Origin of the sequence: Geodermatophilus sp. DSM 45219 (assembly GCF_900104025.1) — a bacterium.
In the GTDB taxonomy this organism is placed as follows: domain Bacteria; phylum Actinomycetota; class Actinomycetes; order Mycobacteriales; family Geodermatophilaceae; genus Geodermatophilus.
This window is the reverse complement of record NZ_FNIQ01000004.1, coordinates 155,620-176,309: the sequence shown is the minus strand read 5'-3', so window position 1 is coordinate 176,309 and position 20,690 is coordinate 155,620. Positions and strand designations below refer to the sequence as shown.

The window sequence follows — 20,690 nt, the reverse complement described above, 5'->3', positions numbered from 1 at the left end:
TCCTGGCCGAGCCGGCTGAGGTCAGTGGACACGGCTGCCCCTCGTCGCGATCGCCGACGCAGGCGGGTGCGCCGGCGGTGGGGCCACCCGCGACTGGTGCGCCGCGACGGATTCGACCAACCGATTGGCGATCGCGCGGGCGGCCCGCAACAGCGCCGACTGGGCCCACAGGCGGCCGGCCGGCGCGCCGTCGCTGAGCACCACTGCAGCCTTCTCGTCCCGCGGCAACGAACCGACAACGGGAACGCCGAGCGCCTCGCTGATCTCTCGCTCGCCGTACGGCTCCCCCGGCCCGATCACCAGCGCGCCGAGCATGCCCGAGCAGGCGTCACGGTCCCGGAGTTCGGCGACCGCCTGCGTCGCCGAACGCACGCCGCGAAGCGTGGAACCGGTGGCCAGCACCACGGCGGCAGCTCGACGGACCACCGCGTCCGGAAACTGCTCAGCGCGCAGCCGCCCGACGTCGGCCACCACGTCGACCGCGCCGTCCTCCACCGCCACCAGCGCGGCCGCCAGCCGATCCCAGTCGACGTGTCGGGCGCTGGCGGGGTCGGTCAGACCCGGCAACAACCGTGCCCGCCCTTCAGGGTCGAGCCGAAGCAGCTGGCTGGCCAGGTGACGGGCCGGCCCGCCACGCCGCGCCGCGAGCGCCAGGTCGGCCAGTCCGCCCGCGGACATCTCGCCTCGGCCGTAACCCGCCAGCACGTCCCCGCCGGCCGGATCCAGCTCGGCCAGGATCACCGGTCGCGGCCAGGACAACGCCAACGCCAGAGCGCTGGTGGTGACCCCAGGCGCACCCTTCGCCGAGCACAGCGCGATCAACACGGCGGCAGCCCCGCCCTACTCGCCGGCCACCACGACGATGGCGACCAGCCCGGCCGCGGCGCGGGCAGCGACGTCTGGTCCGTCGGCAGCCGCGACGAGCACGTCGACCACTCGACGGCCGTCGGTCCCGGGTGGACCGCTCTGGACCACCGTCGCCTCCACCGCGCTCTGATCTCGGCCGCCGTTCACAGCTGGAGCGCTGCCAGCGGCTACGGGCACCAGGAGGACGTCGTCGCCCGGGCGCAGCGGAGTCGTCGGCAGCTGTACCGCCGACACCCCGACCCCGACCAGCTGCTGGCCGGGAGCTGGTAGGGGCTGATCGGTCAGGGCGTCGCGGGTGAGCAGCGAGCCCGGCGCCAGGGTGGTCGCGGCGACCAGGCCGATCACCTGGTCGCGGTCGCCGTACGGGATGGGCTCCAGCGCCGGATCGGTCGAGATCCTCGCCTCCACCAGGTCGGCGGCGGTGAGGGTCTGTCCCCAGGGCACCTCCCGCGCGATCGCGATCACCGGTGACATCTGACCCAGCGACGTCGCCAGATAGGCCGAACCCAACGCCCCGAGGACCACCATGGTCACGGCCAGGGCCAACAGGGCGGGACGGCGACGGCGCCGCGGTGGCGGCAGCACCGGCGCTCGGGACATTCCGCTGACCGCCGCGGAGGAGGGCGCTGCGCCGGCCTGCGAGGGGTGGGTAGCAGTCATCCGTTGCTCCCATCCTGGTTCAGGACGTGCAGCTCACCGACGAACAGCTCCGCCGACGACGCCAGCTCCAGCGTCTCGGTGCCCGACTGCCCGCCGCCGGACCAGCTGACTGTCCACGTGCTCGTCGCGGTGATCGGCCACGAGCCGCCACCGGGTACGTGTCTGCTCGACGCCTGCGCATAGACGTGCCCGCAGTCGGGAGATGCACCTTCGGTGCCCTGCACGTACGGCGTCCCCAGGCCGCAGGTGAGGATGTGCCCGTCGCCCATGTTCCAAGCGACCTGGGCCACCCGAGCCACGGCGGTCACCGTGACGCCCCCTGCCGAAGCGGACGCCTCGACCGGGCCAGTCGAGTCTGCGCTCGGTTCGACCCACATCCACACCGGCAGTCCCACCAGTCCGCTGGCCGAACTCGGCGGTGGCGCCATCCCGATGTTCGGCGCCCTCAAAGCCATGGATGCGATCGCCTGCTGCGCGAGGAGGCGAGGGTCCACCGTCGGGGTTGCGCGTCCTTCAGGCCCATTCGAGAGAAAGATCAGGCCCGTCCACACGCCGGACCCCGTGCCTGCCGGACGCGGACATGTGAAGACATAGACCTTGCCATCCTCGGGACGCTGTCCATTCCACACCGGGTGCCCGATCCAGGGCTGCGGATTTGCCACGGTTCTCGTGCACGTCGGCGGAGACGCATCTCCAGTTGCCGAAGGCTGCCGCCCAGCGCTGACGTCAGCGTCCCCACCCGTGCCTTGTCCGGGGGAAGTCGCCTCGATCAAGCAGATGCCGGTCTGCGCATCCTGCTTGGCGCATGCGATGGGTGCTGCCATGGCGTTGTTAAGGCCACCGGAGACGGCGAGTATGGCGGCTGCCAACAAGGCCACGCGAGACACCCTCAACATGGTCGATCCGTCAACGGATCGAGCTGGTTGACCAACCATGGGGATCCCGGTTCGGCCTCGTAGCGGGTCACGGTGATGTCCCAGACGTAGCGAGGCGCAGTCCCAGGTGGCACGACCTCGCCGGTCTCCACCTTCACCACCCGCGTGCTCTGGCTGTCGTAGCAGCCCGTGATCCTCACGGTCGGCCCTTCGGGGGCCGCCAGATCCACGGTCGCGACCTCCAGGTCGACCGCGGTGTCGCCTTCCTGGCGGAGGCCGATCGCTGCGTAGTCCCGAACCGCCGTGACGGCGAGCAGGGCGGCGGGGTCGCCGGAGAACCGCCGGATCTCCGGTTCCCAGTCCCTGGCGCCAGGGTCCTTCTTGGCTGCGTCCGTGACGCGCAACATCTGGTTGACGACCGCGGTGGCGGCTGCCATCGCTTCTTCTTCGGGAGTCGGCGCACTGCTCGTTGCAGGAGCAGCAGTCGGAGTCCGCGTAGCTGACGACGTCGTCGCCCTCGGCGACGCACCCTGCGGACTGGCCACACCTTCCGTGCAGCCGGCGACGGACAGCAGCGCAAGGAGTACGCCAGCCGTCCACCGCCGCCCGGTCATAGCGAATGCCCCCGCCGAGTTCGCAGGTCGGCCTCCGGCACGAGGACGACCGCCACCGCTCGATACATCGGGCTCACGAGCGCGCCGGCCCACGTCACGTTCGCTTCTGTCGTGCGGGCCATGGGCACCTCCCCGGGCAGCGGTGGGCGGGAAATTACCACCGGAATCGCCCGCGGAGGCAAGCCCTTCCTCCAGTAATTCTCCTGTTCAGCTCCCGAAGGGCGCCAAGGCCGCGTGGTCGCTGCGAGATCGGCGGACGGCGGCTTCCACACGTGGAACGTCCACACCGAGAAGCTCGGCGATGGCGGCGATCACCCTGACGGAGGGATTCGCGCCAGGGCGTCCGTCCTCCAGTCGCACGTAGGTCATGACGGACACGCCAGGGGCGGTCACTTCGTTCGTGGCACGTCCAGCCGCCAATCGAAGAGCCGCCAACGGCGGGTCGTCGGGATCGACGTCGAGCAGATGCAAGGGGTCGATACCGAGCACGGCTGCCAGCCGGGGGATGAAGCGGGGCCGCGGTCGTTCGAGTCCGGTCTCCCAGACCCGGATGCGCGCCGGACTCGAGAGCTCCAGCCTCGTTGCCAGCTCTTCTCTGCTGAGACCCACAGCCTGGCGGGCAGCCTGCAGGCGATCGCCTCGAAGCAGCGGCCGCGCCACGGCAGCTCCCCATCACCCGATCGGTGGACACCCGCCCCGTGGCGCCGAACCCTAGTGCCCTGTGCCCACCTCGATCGGGCAACCGCCTCGTCATCGGCGCGGCAGTGTGTCGACACCGTTCGACGCCGGTCCCCGGAGCCCAACCCGAGGGCGTGCGGCGACCGTGATCCCAGCGGCGCCGAAGGCTCCCGTCGTCCGACGCGACTTTCGTTTCACCGGAAAACTGCCGCAGGAACCACGCCAGGGCGCGCAGCGGCTCCGTAGAGAGACTGGAGATCAACTGGAGAACTACGTGCTCGACGGTGTCGACGACCACGACACAGGTGTGGCGAGCGCCTGCGTCGTCACCGCGAGGCCAGCGAGGCCAGCTTCCAGGACTGCAGGAAGACCGGAACAGCCCGCCGAAGACTCTCGGCCATGAAACCTGCAGCCCATCCGCCGCCGCGGCACTCCCCATACCGGCCACGGTGCATCCCGGCCGATGCCGCCGACCGCATCAACCGCGGACGCCCCCGTCTCGATCCGCAGGTCGGTTCCTGATGTCTGGAACTACCTCGCAACGCGTGGCGGTGCACGAACAACACGATCACCTGCTGACCGTCGCCCAGGCCGGGGACTACCTGGGAACAGGGGAACGCTTCGTCCGCCGGCTCATCGCTCAACGGCGGATCACCTACGTCAAGCTCGGCAAGTACGTCAGGCTGCAGCGCTCAACCCTCGACGCATTCATCGCCGCCGGACGCGTCGCGAGCGACGGGTAGCTCGCCTTGCGCCGCACCAGGAACATCCCTCACCACGCCTCCCTCTGACAGCCCGCGCGCCCCTCGCACCACGCGAGCAATGGAGGCCAGGTCCAAAGAGGCCGACCTCATGCGGAGCTGGACGAAGGGTTCGCTGTCCACTCGAGCGCAGCGGGTCCTGTGCAGTCGAGCTGCGGCCCGGGCCTTCTCGTCAGCCGCAGGCATGTCTCGCACCGGACGTCAAGCCCGCCATTCAAGCCTGTGGAAGGCCATCCGCCGATCTGAAACGCGGTGCTCGGCCCCGGCGGCAGCAGCGTGAATCTCGCTCGCACTGGAACGCGTGAGGAGGTGGTCATCATGGGTCGCAGGGCGTGGGGCACGGTCCGCCGGCTTCCCTCGGGTCGCTACCAGGCTCGATACCCGGATGCCTCGGGCAAGCAGGTCTCGGCGCCGCACACGTTCGCGACCAAGGCGGACGGCAATCGGTGGCTCGCCAGGGTGCAGACCGAGTTGGACTCGGGCCGATGGATCGATCCGAAGGCGGGCCAGGAGACACTCGAGGTATACGCCGAACGGTGGGTCGATACCCGTCTCGTCCGTGGCCGACCGCTAGCTCCCCGCACTGCAGAGCTCTACCGGGCACAGCTCAAGAACCACATCGCGCCTGCCCTGGGACCGACGCCACTGCGCCAGCTCGAGGCGTCCGCCGTCCGGGCCTGGTACGGCAAGCTCAGCGGCCCGGACGGCCCAGGCCAGGTCACGGCCGCCAAGTGCTACCGGCTGCTGCGTGCCGTCTGCACCACCGCCGTCGACGACAACCTCATCGCGCGTAACCCATGCTCTATCCGTGGGGCAGGGCAGGAACGCTCCAGCGAACGACCGATGTTCACACTCGCCCAGGTCCAGGCGCTGGTCGATGCCGTCGAGGAGCGCTGGCGCGCCCTGATCCTCCTGGCCGCCTGGACGGGCCTTCGCATCGGTGAGCTATCGGCGCTGCGCCGGGAGCACGTGGACCTAGAGGCAGGCACCGTGAGCGTGAAGAGCGCCGTCGTCGACGTGATCGGACAGGAACGGTCCTACGGCCCACCCAAGTCGACCGCCGGCCGCAGAGTTGTGGCGATCCCGCCGCACATCATCGGCGACCTGGAGCACCACCTAGCGTTCTACGCCCAGCCCGGGCCACACGGGCTGGTCTTCGTGGGGCCGAAGGGAGGACCGATCCGCCGCAACAACTTCGCCTCACGGGTCTGGGCTCCAGCAGCGGAGGCAGCTGGCCTCCCGGCCGGCTCTCACCTGCACGACCTGCGCGGCTGGGGCGCCACCATCGCCGCCCGGCATGGCGCCACCACCAAGGAACTGATGCACCGGCTCGGGCACGCCTCGCCCGCCGCGGCACTGCGCTACCAACGCGCCGAGCAAGAACGAGATGCCGCTCTCGCGGCCGCCATGAGCGCGGCAGTGAGGCAATCGGACGGTTCCGCCTCGACCTGATCAGGCACGGGTCAACGCCGCCCGCGCGGTGGGCCGGTACCTGCTGGGCAAGGACCACCGCGACATGTCCGTGGGCCCGAGTCCTCGGCCGCTGGCCGCACTCGCCGCGTCGCTGCCCACCGGCGTGCGCCGCGGCGGCTTCTCGGCGATGGGCGCGCTGCAGGGCATCCCGCTGGACCAGGCCCGGCGGATCAGCGCCGACGACTGTCGGGCTGGCGCCGTCACATATCCGCGGGGTCGGCCTCAGTTCGGGCAGACCTGGCCGGCAACAGCTGAAGGCTCGCTGCCGCCGAGCTGCAGCGCGGCCCGCTGGACGGTGGGAGACGCTCCCAGCAGGAGGAACTGCCGGTGGTGCCGGCCGGCGCGGCGGTAGGCGACGGCCAAGGCACGCAAGCCGTGGTGGTCACCCACCGTCGCCCGGGTGACGTCGACGGTCCACTGCGCACAGCTGGTCACCAGGAGCGCGGAGACGGCGTCATGGAGCAGATGCGCGGTCGCGCGGTCAAGCCGCCCGACCAGCTCGACCCGGCCGGTGACCAGGTCCAGATGGGCGGAGAGTTCCGGGACGTCGTCGGGGCGTGCCTCGGCCGGGAACATGGACTGAAGGGCCACCACGATCACCTCGGCGGACGAGCATGGTCGCCGGCGATAGAGGAAAGAACCCGGCGCCCGCAGCACTGCGGGAGTGGCCGCGTTTTCGACCCGTCTCGACGCTAGCCCGCCGTACGCCGATCAGCCACCGGGCTGCAGCAGATGGTCGACGCGACGACGCCCCGCGGACTGATGCATGTCGGCACCGGGAGCAGCTCAGTCAGCATCAGCGGATCGCTGACTGGAAGCCTCCTCTGGACATCGCCGTGCCGAGGACGGACACGGGGCGCGGACGCGGGGGCTACCGTCTGCGCGCATGAGAGCGCGACGAAGAACGCCTGCTCGGTGACGGACTCCCTGAGCTCGCTGCTGCGCGCGTCGCACCTCCTTGCACCGGACGACCTGGCCGCCACCGCAGCCGCCGAGGCCCGGCGGATGGGTGTCCGGGACACGGTGCTCTACCTGGCCGACTACGAGCAGGCCATGCTGCTCCCGTTGCCCGGCGTCGGAGTGCCAGAGCGGCAGGAGCTGCCCATCGAGGGCACGATGGCCGGGCGCGCCTTCCGACGGGTCGAGGTCGTCAGCAGCACGGCCACGCAGGGCACGCACCGGCTGTGGGTGCCGCTGCTGGACGGGGTCGAACGGCTGGGCGTCGCCGAGCTGGACCTGCCGGCTGCGCCGATTCCGGACCTTGAACGTGACCTGCGGGTCTTCGTCACCCTGGTCGCCGAGCTGCTCGTGGTCAACGACGCCTACACCGACGTCTTCTCTCGGCTGCGCCGTCGCAAGACCCTGTCCCTGGCCGCCGAGATGCAGTGGGAGCTGCTGCCGCCGCTGAGCTTCGGCACCGAGCGGCTGGTCATCACCGGCGGCCTGGAGCCGGCCTACGACATCGGCGGGGACTCCTTCGACTACGCCGTCAACGGCAGCACGGCCGACCTGCTGGTCATCGACTCCGTCGGGCACGGCCTGCCGGCCACGGTGCTGGCCAGCGTCGCGATCAGCGCCTACCGGCACGCCCGCCGCAACACCCTGGACCTGCCCGACATCGCCGCCGAGGTCAACAGCGCCATCGCCAGCCAGTTCGCCGGCAGTCAGTTCGCCACCGCCGTGCTCGCCCGCCTGGACATCGACACCGGCCGGCTGCGGTGGATCAACGCCGGACACCCCGAGCCGCTCATCCTGCGCGGTACCTCGCTGGTGCCGCCGCCGCGCTGCTCGCCCAGCCGCCCGCTGGGCCTGCAGGAGAACAAGCCGGTCTGCTGCGAGACCCGGCTCCAACCTGGTGACCGGCTGCTGCTGTACACCGACGGGATCACCGAGGCCCGCTCCCCGGACGGGCAGTTCTTCGGCGAGCAGCGGCTGGCCGACTTCATCAGCGCCGCTGTGGCCGCCGGCGACCCCGCCCCCGAGACCGTCCGGCGGCTGATGCGCCACGTCCTCACCCACCAGGCCGACCAGCTCCAGGACGACGCCAGCATCGTGGTCCTCGAATGGCGGACCGGCGACGAAGCACGGCTGAAGCCGTAGCGCTGAACGCGCCGCCGACACCGGCCACGTGTGCTGAGACCGGCCGTCGAGCACGGCGCGACAGGACTCTCCCGCGGGACCGCGGCGGGTGAGGCCAGTCTACGGCTGCCCCCTCATCGGGGACGCCCTACGACCGGCCGTCCGCGAGCGGAGGTCCGGCATCCACAACGGACCGTCCTGTCCTGACGGACGCCTCCCGCGTAGGGTCAGCGATACGCCTGGTACTCGGATCCACGTCCGCCCGGCCGAGCGCCGCCGGTTGAGAAGAGTCTGGCTGAGCTGCCTTCGGCCAGCCGAGCCCATGCACCTCCCGTCGCCGAGACCTCCTCGCCGTCGGCCGACCAGATGGGCCCGGCACCGATGAGCACAGACCAGCACGCCGAACGCCCACCCCTCGACCCGCGCGACGCATTCGCGCAATTGGGTGGACTCCGCTTCGACAATACGTCGATGGAGGCGATGCTGCAGCAGGTCGCGGAACTGGCCAAACACGTCATCCCCGGGGTCGCGGAGGCCTCGGTCAGCCTCATCGCCAACGACAAGGCCACGACAGCCGCCTACACCGGCAGGCTCGCCCTCGACCTCGACGAGACGCAGTACGGCCGCGGCTACGGCCCGTGCCTGGAGGCGGCTGTCGGCGAGGAGATCAGGGAGATCACCGACGCCCGCGAGGAGACGCGCTGGCCCGACTACGCCGGGATCTGCGTCGAACGCGGATCGCTGAGCTCCCTGTCGGTGCCCGTGCCGGTGCGCGAAGGCATCCACGGCGGCCTCAACCTCTACGCGGTCGAGGCCCACGCCTTCGACGACGACGCCAAAGGCGCGGCCCGAACGTTCGCCTCCTACGCCGCCGTCGCGGTCCACAACATGCACCTCTACGACAGCGCCCGCGAGCTGGCCGAAAACCTCGACATCGCGATGCGCACCCGTGCCGTCATCGAACAGGCCAAAGGCATCCTGATGAGCCAACGACGCTGCGACGCGACGGAGGCGTTCGATCTCCTCGCCGCCGCCTCACAACGGTCCAACCGCAAGCTGCGCGACATCGCGCAGGGAATCGTCGACGGTGTCGCCGGTCAGGACAGGCACCAAAACTGAACGACACCCGTCGGGACCGCCGAGCGCTGACTGCCTCACCCGGTCTCGCCGGTGTCAGCGTGCGCGGCGCCGACCGGCTTGGATTCCGGCGATCCACGCTGGCGCAAGTACACCGACAACACCGCCATCGACCCGACGGCCAGCATCTCCGACTGCCAGTTCTGGAAGGAGCGGTTCCAGAAGTCGGCCTCGCCGAGGTAGCCGACCCAGCTCACCGGGTCCTGTTTGTCGGCCAGCTGCTCGCTGTTGTAGGCAGCCCAGCCGGCAATCGAGGACGCCGCCCAGGTGAGCAGGAAGATCCCGCCCATCACCAGCCCGAGGGAGCGGGAGAAGACCGTCGTCCGCCAGCCGCCGGCGCGCACCCACGCCGGGGAGTCCGCCCGAGCGTGAGCGCCCACCCGCTGTTCCTCGTCGGACTCCATGCCCTCGTCGCCCGGCTCCTTGGACTCCGCTGAGCCCCGCTGCACGAGCCACACCGTGGCGAAGATGTAGAGGAAGAACTGCAGGTACTCCGACTGCCAGTTCTCCATCACGTCGACTCCGAACGACGACGACGTCACGTAATCCAGGAAGGAGACCGGCTCCAGGCCGTTGGCGACCTGCTGCGCGTTGTAGTCCGCCGTCCCCGAGATCGCCTGGCCGACCAGGGTGAGGACGAAAAACCCGCCGAACGCCAGGCCGAGGGCGTTGTCCTTGACGAGGCCACGGCGGCCGGTCATCGCCCCATCAACCCCAGCAGGGTGACGTAGGCGACTCCGAGGAGGATCACCGTCAGGTAGATGACGTACAGCCGGTGGACGCCTCTCATGGCCCCTCTGCCTCGCAGTCGTAGGGCGCCTCACCACGCGACTCGCAGGCGGCCGCCACCACCCGCCAGCCAGTGGGGGTCTCGGTCAGGAACACGGCGTCCCCGGGCATCCGCACTTGGGCGTTGCCGCCCCAGATCTCCACGGACTCGATGGTGCCGCCGTCCAGCGGTAGCTCTCCGAGGACGTCAGGGCAGGGCGCCGACTCCTCGGACTCCAGCGCTTCACGCGTGGCCGGGGCCAGGAGGTCGCACCGGGCGTCCGGCGTCGCGGCTGGGTGGGACTGCTGCGACTTCAGTTGACACTCGTTCTGCGGGACCTTGTCTCGCGGAGAGGATGTCGCTGTGCCCAAGAAGTTCCCGCCGGAGTTCAAGCGTGACGTCGTTCGGGTCGCCCGTCGCGGTGACCTGAGCCAGGCGGAGGTCGCTGCCGACTTCGACATCTCGGTCGAGTCGGTGCGCCGCTGGGTGCGCCAGGCCGACATCGACGACGGCGTCGTCGATGGGCAGACCAGCGCCGAGCAGAACGAGCTCGTGCAGCTACGCCGAGAGAAGCGGCGGCTAGAAATGGAGAACGAGATTCTGCGTCGCGCCGCGGCCTACTTCGCCGCCGGCAGCCTCCCAAAATGAGCTACCCGCTGGTCCGTGACTTGGCCGCCGAGGGCATCCCCGTGCGGCTGACCTGCGGGGTGCTGGGCCACTCGGCCCAGGCCTACTACGCCTGGACTGCCGCGCCCATCAGCCAGCGTGACCTCGAGGACGCTTACCTCACCAACGCCCTCATCGACGCCCACGGCGAGGACCCGGAGTTCGGCTACCGGTTCCTCGCCGACGAAGTCGCTGGCGCCGGCCTGATCGCCGGTGAGCGGCGCATCTGGCGACTGTGCTCCCAGCAGAAGCTGTGGTCGACGACCGTGCGCAAGGGCCGGCGAGGCGCGGGCAAGACGCCTGGCCCGGCGGTGCACGACGACCACGTGCAGCGGAACTTCACCGCGCAGCGCCCCGATCAGGTCTGGGTCACCGACATCACCGAACACCCCACCGCCGAGGGCAAGCTCTACTGCTGCGCGATCAAGGACCTGTTCAGCAACCGAATCGTCGGCTACGCCCTTGACGAGCGAATGACCGCCCAGCTGGCCGTCACCGCGCTACGCACAACCGTTGCCCGGCGCCAGCCGACGGGTGTGGTGGTGGTGCACAGCGACCGCGGATCCCAATTTCGAGCACGATCCTTCCGGGCCGTCCTGACCGCCGCCGGTCTGCAGGGCTCGATGGGCCGCGTCGCCTCCGCGGGCGACAACGCCGCCATGGAGTCCTGGCACGCGCTGCTGCAGAAGAACGTCCTGGATCGCCGGCGCTGGCGCACCCGCGACGAGCTCCACAACGCAGTCGTGTTCTGGATCGAACACACCTACAACCGGCGCCGCCGGCAGCGTGCCCTCGGCAAGCTCACCCCGGTCGAGTACGAGCTTGCCTTCACCAGTCAGGCTGCCGTAGCAGCATGATCAGCCCCAACCGCTGTCAACCGAAGCTGCAGCAGTCCCGGTCGACGAACGCCGCCGCGACGTCGCGAACGTCGCCCTCCTGCGTGCTCGCACATCCCCCGAGAGCCAGCACCGCCGCCGCGGCGGCCAGCCCTGCGCCCAACACCGAGCCGGTCACGCCGGTCTCCTCTCGCGGGCAGCAGGTCCGCCGGCTGTGATCGCCCGCGTGGCCTGCGGCTACCCCTTCGCGGCCGACGGGCAAACGGCCCTCGTCCGGTCGGGCGTCCTTCCCTTCCGCAATCGTGCCGCTCCGCCTCCAAGCACCGATCAGCAGGCGGATCACCGCCACGCCGAGTCCACGAAGTCGTCGGTGGCGCGGCGCCGTCCACGCGGGAGAGCCGCGACGTGCCCGACGCCACCGCCGCGGTGATGCGGCTGGCGTCGGGGGCCGTCGGGACGGTGAGCACCTCCTGCGTGCTCCCGGGCGCGGGCGTGCGACTTCTGCCTGCCCGTTGACCGTCCTCTCTTGGCGGCTGGGCGCCTTGCCGCCGACCGACTTGTGGTGGGGCTACGCCGGTCTCGTTGGAGCTCAGCCGCGCTGCGCACTCGCTGCTTACCTGGTCGGCGGTGCCGCTTGGTCGGACGCTGAGCACGACATCGTCGCCCAGACGCTCAACGAGAACCTTCGGCATCTGGGCAGCTGCAGCCTGGTCCCGCACCGCGAACACCAGGACGCCTGCTAGCGGAATCGCCGGCCGGAGAGTGGCCGATGGCGACTGCGGGCCAGCGTCGCGAATAGCACCAGCGGCCGAACGGACGCTCGCTGAGTCTGTTCCCGCATGCATCCGAGCTGGCACAGCTGCACCCGGCCCGGACTGCACGGCGCCGAATGAGCTGGGACGCTTCGACAGCCGTGCGCACAGGGCCCTCCTCCGCCGCGGTCAACCGGACTTCGAGCTCGACGCGCCCGGGGGCGTGGCGGCGGGGCAACGCCACCACCGGTGGGGTCGACGTGGAGATCCGATGTCCCGTGGTCCCACGTGGCCCCAACCGGTGAAGCGGGACCCGCGCAGCCATGGCATAGCGCAAGGCGCCATTCCTGGTCCCCGTGACGCGGATGAGCGGCCCATCGTGCGGTCCTCCTGACGGAGCTGACCGCGCGGTGGCGGCAAACGGCTGGACGATGCCCGTCAGGCTTCGCTGCTGAAGGTTCCGGCGCAAGGCCGAGTCAACTCCGCCGGCGGGTGTCACGACCCCTGCCCGTCGACCTTGCTCAGCACCAGTTGCCCGTCGCGGGCAGGCTTGCCCCAGCGGCCGTGACGGGGACACCGGAGGCCGGAATGAGCAGTTCAACTGGGCTGCGTGAGCGCATCGCGTTGGTTACCGGCGGCAGCATCGGTCTGGGCCGAGCCACGGCTTTGGCCCTGGCTGCCGACGGCGCCGACGTCGCGGTACTGGCCCGCGGCTCCACGGACCTGGAGGAGACCGCGGAGCAGGTCCGCGCTGCAGGGGTCCGCGCGAGAGCGGTCGTGGTGGACCTCGCCGATGCCAAGTCGATCGAGTGGGCGATGGGCCAGGTGCGCGCTGACCTGGGCACCGTCGACGTCCTGGTCAACGCGGCCGGGACTGATGTGCCCGGTCCCGTGGTGAGCTCGACGTCGCAGCCTGGGGCGAACGCCGCGGCCTACCGCTCGGCCAAGTTCGGGCTCACCGGCCTCACCAGGCACTCGCGGCCAACGGCAGGCCGCACCGCATCCGCGCCTGTGTCTTGTATCCCGGCGCCATGGACACCAGCTGGGGGTCTGGTCACCGGAAGATCGGGCCGGCTCCGCGGAGCCGGCCCTGTCCGCCGACGCGCTGGCTCCCGATCAGGTCGCCCGCCTGATCAGCTGGATCGCGTCCGCCCCACCGGACGTGGTGCTCAACGAGGTCACCATCACCCCACTGCTCGAGCGGGGATGGCCGTAGGGATACGAAGGTGCATCGACATCGCGGCCACAACAACGGCGAGCCCGGTCCTGGCTCTGACGTCAGGCCACTCCGCGACCCCGAAGCGCCCTCGGCCTCGGCGATGCGCCCGGTAGCGGCGGTCCCGCAGTCGGAGCAGCAGGGCAGCCAGCAGGGTGCCGGTCGAGACCCGGGGACTGCTCAGCGGCGCGGCTCGCTCAGAGCTGCGGTCGAATCCCCGCCTCTCGAGCCAGCGCGTCGGGCTCGAGCGACCCCTCGCCGCGGACCGCTGCCTCGGCCGGACCATGCCGGCCGGCTGGGAGGACGGTCCTCCCGCGGGCCCCCTCGAGTTCGAGGGCCAGGGCCGCGTAGAGGGCCAGCACCGCGAGGGCCAGGCCCACCCAGCCGGCCGTCGTCTTCCAGCTCGCAGACCCGGTGAGCTCGTAGGCGCCGGTGACCAGGAAGCGGATGCCGGCCAGCGCCATGACGGCGGCCGGGACGAGCTTGGAGATACCGGCGGACGCGGGGACGAACATCGAGATCCCCGCAACGATCAGGAGGACCCCGAGGCCCTTGCTGGCGGTGCCGGGCGGGGAGGTCACGGTGGTGAGCCCGACGACCGCCCACGTGCCACTGAGGACGCCCATCCCGGTGGCGGCCACCGGGTCGCGCGCCAGGAAGCCGATGACCGCCGCGGTGAGCTGCAGCGGCACGGTCGCGACCAGCGCGGTGAGGGCGGCCACCCGGCCCTCGGTGGGCGGGATCCAGCCGAGCTGGACGGTGGCGAAAACCGTTGTGGCCAGGGCCAGGGCCAGGAAGCCGAGTGGCAGCGGTGTGGCCAGCGGTCGGAGGACGACGCGGGTCTGCGGGGTGGTCATGGTCAGCTCACCAGGGCCTGGGTCGCGGACTCCTTGAGCTTTGCGTTGGCCCAGCGCATCTGCCGCAACGTGTCGGGGTGGCAGCGCTCGGCCAGGCCGAGCAGCTCCCGCTTCCGGGCGCCCTGCGCCGCCTGCGCCAGCAATTCCCAGTCCAGGGAGACCCCAGCCGCCTCCCGGTGCACGTGCCGCAGGCCGGCGAGCAGAAGCAGCCCAGGTTCGGGACGACGACCGAGCAGATCCGAGGTCGCCTGCTGGAGCTTCTCGAGGATGCCCGGCTCGCCCTCGGGCTCGGGATCCAGGTCGACGCCGAAGTCGGCGCCGATGCGGGCGAGCTCGGTGACGTGCCGCTGGGACCAGCCGGCGATGTCGCGGGCGACGTAGAAGACCTCGTGGTCGGCCTTGTGCCGGTCGGAGACGGCGAGCAGTACCCGGGCGAGGTGGTTCTCCGACCGGTGCAGCTCCTCGATGGCCAGTCCCAGTTTCATCGCGCACCTCCGGTCGCGAGCTCCTCGACGGCCTCGGCCGCAGCTCCGCCCCGGGTCGGGGGCACGTCCCCGGCGACGGGCCTCGAGCCGGTGGTCGTCGGTGCCGCTGCCGGGCCGTCGCCGGGGGCCAGCCGGGTGGCGTTGGCCGCGGCGGTCTTGAAGATCGGCTGCTTGGAGCATGGGTCCCAGTCGGTGAGGGTCAGCTCGTTCGCCGCCCGTCCGTGGCCGTCGGGTTCGTGCCCGGCGGGTTGATCCCAGTAGCCGTAGTGGAACGGCAAGAACAGCACCCCCGGCCGGATGCCGCTGATCCGGAGCTTCGCCTCCACCCGGCCCCGCGGGGTCGTCACCGCAAGCAGGTCGCCCTCGGACCAGCCACGGTCGGCGGCGTCGGAGGCCGACATCTCCACCCACACCTCCGGTGCCGCCGCCTGCAGCTGCGGTGCGCGGGCGGTCTTGGTGCGCGTGTGGAAGTGGTACAGCGTGCGGCCTGTGATGAGCTGGAAGGGGAAGTCCACGCCGATCAGTTCGTGCGGCGGCAGGTACTCCGCGGCCTTGAGCACCGCCCGACCGGTCGGGTTGAGCGCGCGGTACTCGGTCTCGTCCAGCGGGGCCCCGGTGACCAAGTCCCGGCCGTAGCTCTCGCAGTAGTCGGGTTGCGCCCAGAACTGCCCGTCGACGTAGATGTGCTCGGTGCCGTCGGGGTGCTCGTCGGTGACCGGCCACTGGATGCCGCTGCGACCTCGCAGCTTGTCGTAGGAGAGACCGCTGTAGTCACAGGGCCGGCCCTTCGAGCACTCCTTCCACCCCTCGAACGCGCCCTCGGGGTCCGACCACTTCACCAGCGGGGCGCCGTCCTTGTCGCGGAGGTCCAGCCGGTGGGCGAAGTCGATCACGATGTCGAGGTCCGGTCGCGCCTCCCCCGGTGGGTCGACGGCCTTCTCCGACAGGTGCACCGTTCGGTCGACGTTGGTGAAGGTGCCGGTCTTCTCCCCCCATGTGGCCGCGGGGAGGACGACGTCGGCGAGCTGCGCGGTCTCGGTCAGGAACAGGTCCTGTACGACCAGGAACAGCCGCTCCTGGGAGAGCAGGGAGCGGATGCGTGTCAGCTCAGGCAGGGACACCGCCGGATTGGTGGCGGTGACGTAGAAGAACCGGATCGAGCCCTCTTCGATGTAGCGCAGCTGCTGCATGATGTGCGTCGGCGGCGAGTAGTGCGGGATGTCCATGGGGTCGACGTTCCAGACCCGGGCCAGGTCCTGGATGTGGCTGTCGTTGGACCAGTTGCGGAAGGCCGGCAGGTCGCCGTCGGCGCCGGCCTCGCGGGTGTTCTGGGCGGTGGGCTGGCCGTTCATCTGCAGGATCCCGCAGCCCGGCTTGCCCAGCATGCCGCGGACGACGTTGATGTTGTTGACCTGCACGGCCGCGGCGGTGGCCTGGTGCGACTGGTAGAAGCCCTGCAGCACGGTGGACAGGAGCCGCTGGGCCTGCCCGATGATGCGGGCGGCCTCCCGGATCTGCTCGACCGGGACGTCGCACACCTCGGCGGCGACCTCGGGCGGGTAGTCCTGCACCCGCTTCGCCAGCTCGTCGAAGCCGACGGTGTGCGCGTCGACGTAGCCGCGGTCGACCCAGCCGTTGCCGATGATCTCGTGCAGCAGCGCGTTCATCAGCATCACGTTGGTGCCCGGCCACGGGGCGAGGTGCACGGTGGCTGCACGGGCGACCGGCGTCTCTCGGGGATCGACGCAGATCACCTGCGGCGGATTCGGCCCTGCGAGCCGGTCCAGCACCCTGCTCCACAGCACGGTCTGCGTCTCGGCCATGTTGTGCCCGTAGAGCACGATGACGTCGGCATGGTCGACGTCGGTGTAGCTCCCGGGCTGCCCGTCGGAGGCGAACGTCTCCTTCAGCGCCGCCGCAGCGGTGGCCGTGCACAACCGAGTGTTGCCGTCGACGTGGTTCGTGCCGATCCCGCCGTGCGCGATCAGGCCCAGGGTGTAGTACTCCTCAAGGAACAGCTGCCCGGTCGTGTAGAAGGCGATCGAGCTCGGGCCGCGCTCGTCGAGCAACTCCTTGGCCCGGCCGGCGACGGCGTCCATCGCGGTGTCCCAGTCGGTCTCCACCAGCTCGCCGTCCCGGCGGATCAGCGGCCTGGTCAGCCGGTCCGGGGAGTTGTTGGCCTGCCAGCCGTGGTCCCAGCCGGCCGTGGTTGACCCGGTCGACGGCCCGGCCGCGGACGCCCACGATCTGCCCATCCTTGACCGCCATGTCGTAGGCATCGCCGTTGGAGTGCAGGATCGACGCCGTCTGGACCCAGCGGTCGACGTCGTCCTCGGTCAGCCCGTCGGCCAGGTAGGAGTCCACCCGCGTCGGCCAGGTCTCTCCCGGCCCGTACGGCGTGCGAGTCCCCCACGGTTCGGCGATCCGGTCGATGCGCCCCATCGCACTCCTCCTCCGCTGCATGGCTATCCGGTCGAGCCGACCACGCCCTCTCCCGCCGCGCATCTCAGGACATCGCGGGGCATGACTGATTCGTGACATCCGTGCGGCGGACGCCTGACCGGGGTAGGTCGATCTGCGCCAGGCGGCAGCCACAGGCGTCCCGACGACGCCCACCGCCGGCACGTTCGAGGAGGACACCGTGACCGTTGCAGGCCAGATGCTCGAGACCTACCCGAAGGACCTCGGCGGGGTGGATCGCGACAAGCTGCGGGAGTGCATCGAGGCGTGCGTCGAGTGCGCTCAGGCCTGCACCGCCTGCGCCGACGCCTGCCTGAGCGAGGACTCGGTCGCCGAGCTCACCACGTGCATCCGCACCAACCTCGACTGCGCCGACGTCTGCGACGCCACCGGCCGCGTGCTGTCCCGCCACACCGGCTACGACGCCAACCTGACCCGCGCGGTCCTCGAGGCCTGCGCCGCGGCCTGCAAGGCATGCGGCGACGAGTGCGGGCAGCACGCCTCCATGCACGAGCACTGCCGGGTCTGCGCGGAGGCGTGCCGCCGCTGCGAGCAGGCCTGCCGAGAGCTCGTCGCCTCGCTGGGCTGACGCACCTCTCCAGCCATCGCCGCTGCTGCTCCGCGCGGTCAGGATCTGGCGACCAGGTTCTCCGCGCGGGGCGGCCGGCATGCCCCTCGACATGCTGACCACCTACCGCAGCACCACGGCCGACATCGCCACCCAGTTCGAGCGCGCAGAGATGTCCGACGTCCGCCTGTTCAGCGCAGGAGAACCGGACCGGCGTCGATCGGGGTGCGGAACAAGACGTAGGGCTTGCGCCGCTGGTCCTCACCGCCGCGGTACTTGTCCTGCCGGTACAGCTGGTTGGCGGTGACGTAGAGGAAGCCGTCGGCGGCGACGGACATGGTGTCCGGCCAGAGCAGCCGCGGGTCGTGGACGACGGTCTCCCACGTCCCGTCGGGCAGTCGGCGGTGGATCGCGTCGTGCTCCCCGTCGGTGACGTAGAGCCGCCCCTGGTCGTCGGTCTCCAGGCCGTCGCTGACGCAGCCCTTGTCGCCCTCGTCCTGGACGGTGGCCGCGACGGCGTCGTCGTCCTGGTCGCGGTCGACCAGGGCGTCCACCGAGACGCTGTACCAGCGGCGGCCTGCCAGCGGGCAGTAGTACAGCCGGCTGCCGTCCGCGGCGATCGCGATGCCGTCGGCGCCCATCGTCACCGGCGAGGTGTTCCCGTCGGGCGACCGCTCCAGGAACTCGACGCCCTCGACGACCATCCGCAGGTCCGGCGGCGTCGTGGCCTTCGTCGACGGGTGCTCGTGCAGCCGTCGCCACGACTCCCCCGTCGCCAGGTCGACGACGATGATCCCGTTCGGTCCCTGGTCGGAGGAGTCGGTGATGAAGGCGGTCCCCGCTTCCCCGCGGCGGAGGTCGAAGCGGACGTCGTTGAGGTAGGTCGTCGGCAGCGCGACGTCGGTCGGGAACAGGATGGTCTGCGCGACCTCGTCGGTGGTCAGGTCGACGCAGACCAGCTTCGGGCCGCCGTGCTCGGTCGGCTGGAACAGCGGGCTGCCGGTGTCGAGCACCCACAGCCGGTCGGCCGGGTCGACGACGACGCTCTGCACCGAGACGAACCGGTCGGGGTCTGCGTCGCTCACGTTGTCGTTCTGCTGCTGGTTCGGGAACGCCACCTCCTGGCCGTCCCGGAGCTCGCCCACGGTGAACCCGACGTCGTCGCCCCACTTGGGGTAGCAGACGAAGATTCGTCCGCCGTGCGACACCGTGACGCCCGTGGGCATGGCACCCGTGAACTGGTGGACGACCTCCAGCCCGCCGATCGTCTCGTCGACCGCCGGCCGCAGCGCCGCCGTCACCGGGAGGTCCCGCCGAGCGGCGCGGCACCAGCGGTCGCGCGGGCGGCGCCGAAGGCGCGGGTGAAGTGGGTGGCCGCTTCCTGCTGGGCCTGCTCCGCCTCGTCGAGCACGGCCGCGGCGCCGAAGAACTCGTGCATGACGCCGTCGTAGTGGCGGTGCGTGGTGGGGACCCCGGCGGCGTCGAGGTCGCGGGCGAACTGCTGCCCCTGGCTGCGCAGCGGGTCGCGCTCGGCGGTGATCACGAGGGTGGGGGGCATGACCGCGAGCTGGTCGCGGGACCAGCCCAGCAGGTTCACGCGGGGGTCCTGTGCGCCCTCGGGAACGCCCTGGAAGGCGTGCATGGCCATCCAGCTGAGCAGCGCCCGGTTGGCCGGCCGCGCGTCGGCGGCGTCCTCCATCGACTCCCCGAACTGCTCGCCGGTCGTGAGCGGGTAGACGCACACGGCGGCGGCGGGCGGCTGCTCCCCGGCCCGCGCCAGCTGCAGCACGGTGGCGGCGGTCATCGTGCCGCCGACGGACTCCCCGCCGATGCCGATCCGCGTCGGGTCGCCGCCGAAGGAGGCGGCGTGCTGCTGCACCCACCGGTAGGCGGCCAGCACGTCGTCGTGCGAGGCCGGGAACACCGCCTCGGGGGCGCGCCGGTACTCGGGGCTGACCACGATGGCACCGGTCTTGTTGCAGAGGCCGCGGCACGAGGCGTCGTAGGTGTCGATGTCGAACAGCACCCAGCCACCGCCGTGGATCCACATGATCACCGGCAGCGGCTCGGCACCGGCGCCGGCCGGCGTGTAGACGCGCATGCGCATCTGCCCGCCGGCGGCATCGGGGATCACGAGGTCCTCCACCGAGCCGACCGCCTCCGGGCCTTCGATGCCCTGGTCGGCCATGACCTTCTTCACCGCGTCGTCCGGGCCGGGCTGCTTGCGCGCCTGGTCGGGCTCGAGGATCTCGAAGGGCAGCGGGCCCAGCGAGGAGTGCGCGTCGACGATGGCCTGCGCCTGCGGCGTCAGCAGGCCGGAGGGGTCGGTGGCCATCTCCTTCTGCTTGCCCGAGAGCAGGTCACGAACGTGGTCCAGCGGCTTGGCGAGCATCCCGGCGATCCGCTCTGCGATGCCCTCGTCGGGGGCGTGCGGGTGCGGCCGGGTGGGCGCCATGCGCTTGGCCGCGAGGAACTCCTTGCCCAGCTGCGCCATCCGCTCCGCGCCGGCCTTCTGCCGGAACTCCGGCAGCTCGTCCTTTTCCTCGTCGTCCACGTGGTGGCGCGTGACGGCGATCAGCTTCGACAGCGCGTCCTCGAACTCCGGCTGACCGGGTTCCGTGCGGCCCAGGGTGACGAGCAGCTCCTTGATCTGCTGGTGCTCGTGCTCGGCGTCGTCGTGCTCGTCGGTCATGCCGATCTCGGGCCAGATCGGGTAGAGCACGGTCTCCTCGGCGAAGGCGTGCAGCGCGAGCTGGAAGGAGATCTGGTCCACCAGCACCCGCCGGTTCCCGCGGCCGGCCTCCAGGTGCTGGAACTGGCGGTCCACGGCGGCATGGTCGTCGGCGATCAGGTGGTCGATGTCGCCGGGCAGGGTCGGATAGTCCAGGGCCACGGGAACTCCTCGGATTCGGGATCGGGATCGGGATCGGGATCGCC

Annotated in this window: 21 protein-coding genes; 7 read left to right on the top strand and 14 right to left on the bottom strand. The window is 70.9% G+C overall.

What is annotated here, in order from left to right:
- Positions 1-21 precede the first annotated feature (21 nt).
- The 5 genes from BLR12_RS13785 to BLR12_RS13765 form a co-directional block, all read right to left on the bottom strand.
- Positions 22-825, bottom strand: a complete 804-nt coding sequence (locus BLR12_RS13785; protein WP_091379042.1) for a hypothetical protein — start codon at positions 823-825, stop codon at positions 22-24.
- Positions 826-840: 15 nt separating this feature from the next.
- The gene (locus BLR12_RS13780; RefSeq protein ID WP_255363491.1) at positions 841-1,467 is read right to left on the bottom strand and encodes an SAF domain-containing protein; all 627 of its coding nucleotides are present in this window, start codon (positions 1,465-1,467) and stop codon (positions 841-843) included.
- A gap of 56 nt (positions 1,468-1,523) precedes the next feature.
- On the bottom strand, positions 1,524-2,189 hold the full coding sequence (locus BLR12_RS13775) for an ATP/GTP-binding protein (RefSeq protein WP_255363490.1): 666 nt from the start codon (positions 2,187-2,189) through the stop codon (positions 1,524-1,526).
- Positions 2,190-2,416: 227 nt separating this feature from the next.
- On the bottom strand, positions 2,417-2,839 hold the full coding sequence (locus BLR12_RS13770; protein WP_255363489.1) for a hypothetical protein: 423 nt from the start codon (positions 2,837-2,839) through the stop codon (positions 2,417-2,419).
- A 384-nt stretch (positions 2,840-3,223) separates the two neighbouring features.
- Positions 3,224-3,676, bottom strand: a complete 453-nt coding sequence (locus BLR12_RS13765; RefSeq protein WP_091379032.1) for a helix-turn-helix domain-containing protein — start codon at positions 3,674-3,676, stop codon at positions 3,224-3,226.
- Between the two features lie 563 nt (positions 3,677-4,239).
- Between BLR12_RS13765 and BLR12_RS13760 the strand changes: the two genes are divergently transcribed.
- Positions 4,240-4,437, top strand: a complete 198-nt coding sequence (locus BLR12_RS13760) for an excisionase family DNA-binding protein (RefSeq protein WP_255363488.1) — start codon at positions 4,240-4,242, stop codon at positions 4,435-4,437.
- 336 nt (positions 4,438-4,773) lie between these two features.
- On the top strand, positions 4,774-5,907 hold the full coding sequence (gene xerC / locus BLR12_RS13755) for a site-specific integrase (RefSeq protein ID WP_091379903.1): 1,134 nt from the start codon (positions 4,774-4,776) through the stop codon (positions 5,905-5,907).
- 243 nt (positions 5,908-6,150) lie between these two features.
- On the opposite strand, the gene BLR12_RS13750 is transcribed toward xerC, so the two are convergent.
- Positions 6,151-6,528, bottom strand: a complete 378-nt coding sequence (locus tag BLR12_RS13750) for an STAS domain-containing protein (RefSeq protein WP_143018775.1) — start codon at positions 6,526-6,528, stop codon at positions 6,151-6,153.
- A gap of 315 nt (positions 6,529-6,843) precedes the next feature.
- On the opposite strand from BLR12_RS13750, the gene BLR12_RS13745 reads away from it, so the two are divergent.
- Positions 6,844-8,028 (top strand): PP2C family protein-serine/threonine phosphatase, encoded by a 1,185-nt coding sequence (locus tag BLR12_RS13745; protein ID WP_255363487.1) that lies wholly within the window; start codon positions 6,844-6,846, stop codon positions 8,026-8,028.
- Positions 8,029-8,388: 360 nt separating this feature from the next.
- Positions 8,389-9,126, top strand: coding sequence for a GAF and ANTAR domain-containing protein (locus BLR12_RS13740; RefSeq protein WP_091379022.1), 738 nt, complete (start codon positions 8,389-8,391; stop codon positions 9,124-9,126).
- 35 nt (positions 9,127-9,161) lie between these two features.
- On the opposite strand, the gene BLR12_RS13735 is transcribed toward BLR12_RS13740, so the two are convergent.
- Entirely contained in the window at positions 9,162-9,845 is a 684-nt protein-coding gene (locus BLR12_RS13735) for a DUF6766 family protein (protein WP_091379019.1), read from the bottom strand.
- Positions 9,846-9,930: 85 nt separating this feature from the next.
- Positions 9,931-10,077, bottom strand: a complete 147-nt coding sequence (locus BLR12_RS24565; RefSeq protein ID WP_176832512.1) for a hypothetical protein — start codon at positions 10,075-10,077, stop codon at positions 9,931-9,933.
- Between the two features lie 199 nt (positions 10,078-10,276).
- On the opposite strand from BLR12_RS24565, the gene BLR12_RS13725 reads away from it, so the two are divergent.
- Positions 10,277-11,436, top strand: a protein-coding gene (locus tag BLR12_RS13725; protein ID WP_255363486.1) for an IS3 family transposase whose coding sequence is annotated in 2 segments (ribosomal slippage) — positions 10,277-10,526 and positions 10,526-11,436 — 1,161 coding nt in all. Because the reading frame shifts where the segments join, the coding sequence is not laid out codon by codon here.
- 16 nt (positions 11,437-11,452) lie between these two features.
- On the opposite strand, the gene BLR12_RS13720 is transcribed toward BLR12_RS13725, so the two are convergent.
- Positions 11,453-11,764 (bottom strand): hypothetical protein, encoded by a 312-nt coding sequence (locus BLR12_RS13720; protein ID WP_091379013.1) that lies wholly within the window; start codon positions 11,762-11,764, stop codon positions 11,453-11,455.
- Positions 11,765-12,755: 991 nt separating this feature from the next.
- On the opposite strand from BLR12_RS13720, the gene BLR12_RS25660 reads away from it, so the two are divergent.
- The gene (locus tag BLR12_RS25660; RefSeq protein WP_218120666.1) at positions 12,756-13,499 is read left to right on the top strand and encodes an SDR family NAD(P)-dependent oxidoreductase; all 744 of its coding nucleotides are present in this window, start codon (positions 12,756-12,758) and stop codon (positions 13,497-13,499) included.
- Between the two features lie 81 nt (positions 13,500-13,580).
- On the opposite strand, the gene BLR12_RS13710 is transcribed toward BLR12_RS25660, so the two are convergent.
- Genes BLR12_RS13710 through BLR12_RS13700 form a run of 3 tightly spaced genes read right to left on the bottom strand, consistent with a single transcriptional unit; the run spans position 13,581 to position 16,980 of the window.
- Positions 13,581-14,240, bottom strand: a complete 660-nt coding sequence (locus BLR12_RS13710; protein ID WP_091379011.1) for an acetate uptake transporter family protein — start codon at positions 14,238-14,240, stop codon at positions 13,581-13,583.
- A 2-nt stretch (positions 14,241-14,242) separates the two neighbouring features.
- Positions 14,243-14,725 (bottom strand): hypothetical protein, encoded by a 483-nt coding sequence (locus BLR12_RS13705; RefSeq protein ID WP_091379009.1) that lies wholly within the window; start codon positions 14,723-14,725, stop codon positions 14,243-14,245.
- Positions 14,722-16,980, bottom strand: a complete 2,259-nt coding sequence (locus BLR12_RS13700) for a molybdopterin oxidoreductase family protein (RefSeq protein ID WP_218120665.1) — start codon at positions 16,978-16,980, stop codon at positions 14,722-14,724. The genes BLR12_RS13705 and BLR12_RS13700 overlap by 4 nt, the downstream gene beginning before the upstream one ends.
- Before the next feature lie 386 nt (positions 16,981-17,366).
- Here BLR12_RS13700 and BLR12_RS13695 point away from each other — a divergent pair, with 386 nt between their 5' ends.
- Positions 17,367-17,774, top strand: a complete 408-nt coding sequence (locus tag BLR12_RS13695) for a four-helix bundle copper-binding protein (protein WP_091379006.1) — start codon at positions 17,367-17,369, stop codon at positions 17,772-17,774.
- Positions 17,775-17,944: 170 nt separating this feature from the next.
- Here BLR12_RS13695 and BLR12_RS13690 read toward each other — a convergent pair whose 3' ends face one another.
- Together BLR12_RS13690 and BLR12_RS13685 are read right to left on the bottom strand one after the other, a co-directional pair.
- Positions 17,945-19,054 carry a major royal jelly family protein gene (locus BLR12_RS13690; protein ID WP_240619657.1) on the bottom strand — a complete coding sequence of 370 codons (1,110 nt, stop codon included), beginning with the start codon at positions 19,052-19,054 and terminating at the stop codon, positions 17,945-17,947.
- Entirely contained in the window at positions 19,051-20,646 is a 1,596-nt protein-coding gene (locus BLR12_RS13685; RefSeq protein WP_091379003.1) for an alpha/beta hydrolase fold domain-containing protein, read from the bottom strand. The genes BLR12_RS13690 and BLR12_RS13685 overlap by 4 nt, the downstream gene beginning before the upstream one ends.
- Positions 20,647-20,690 lie beyond the last annotated feature (44 nt).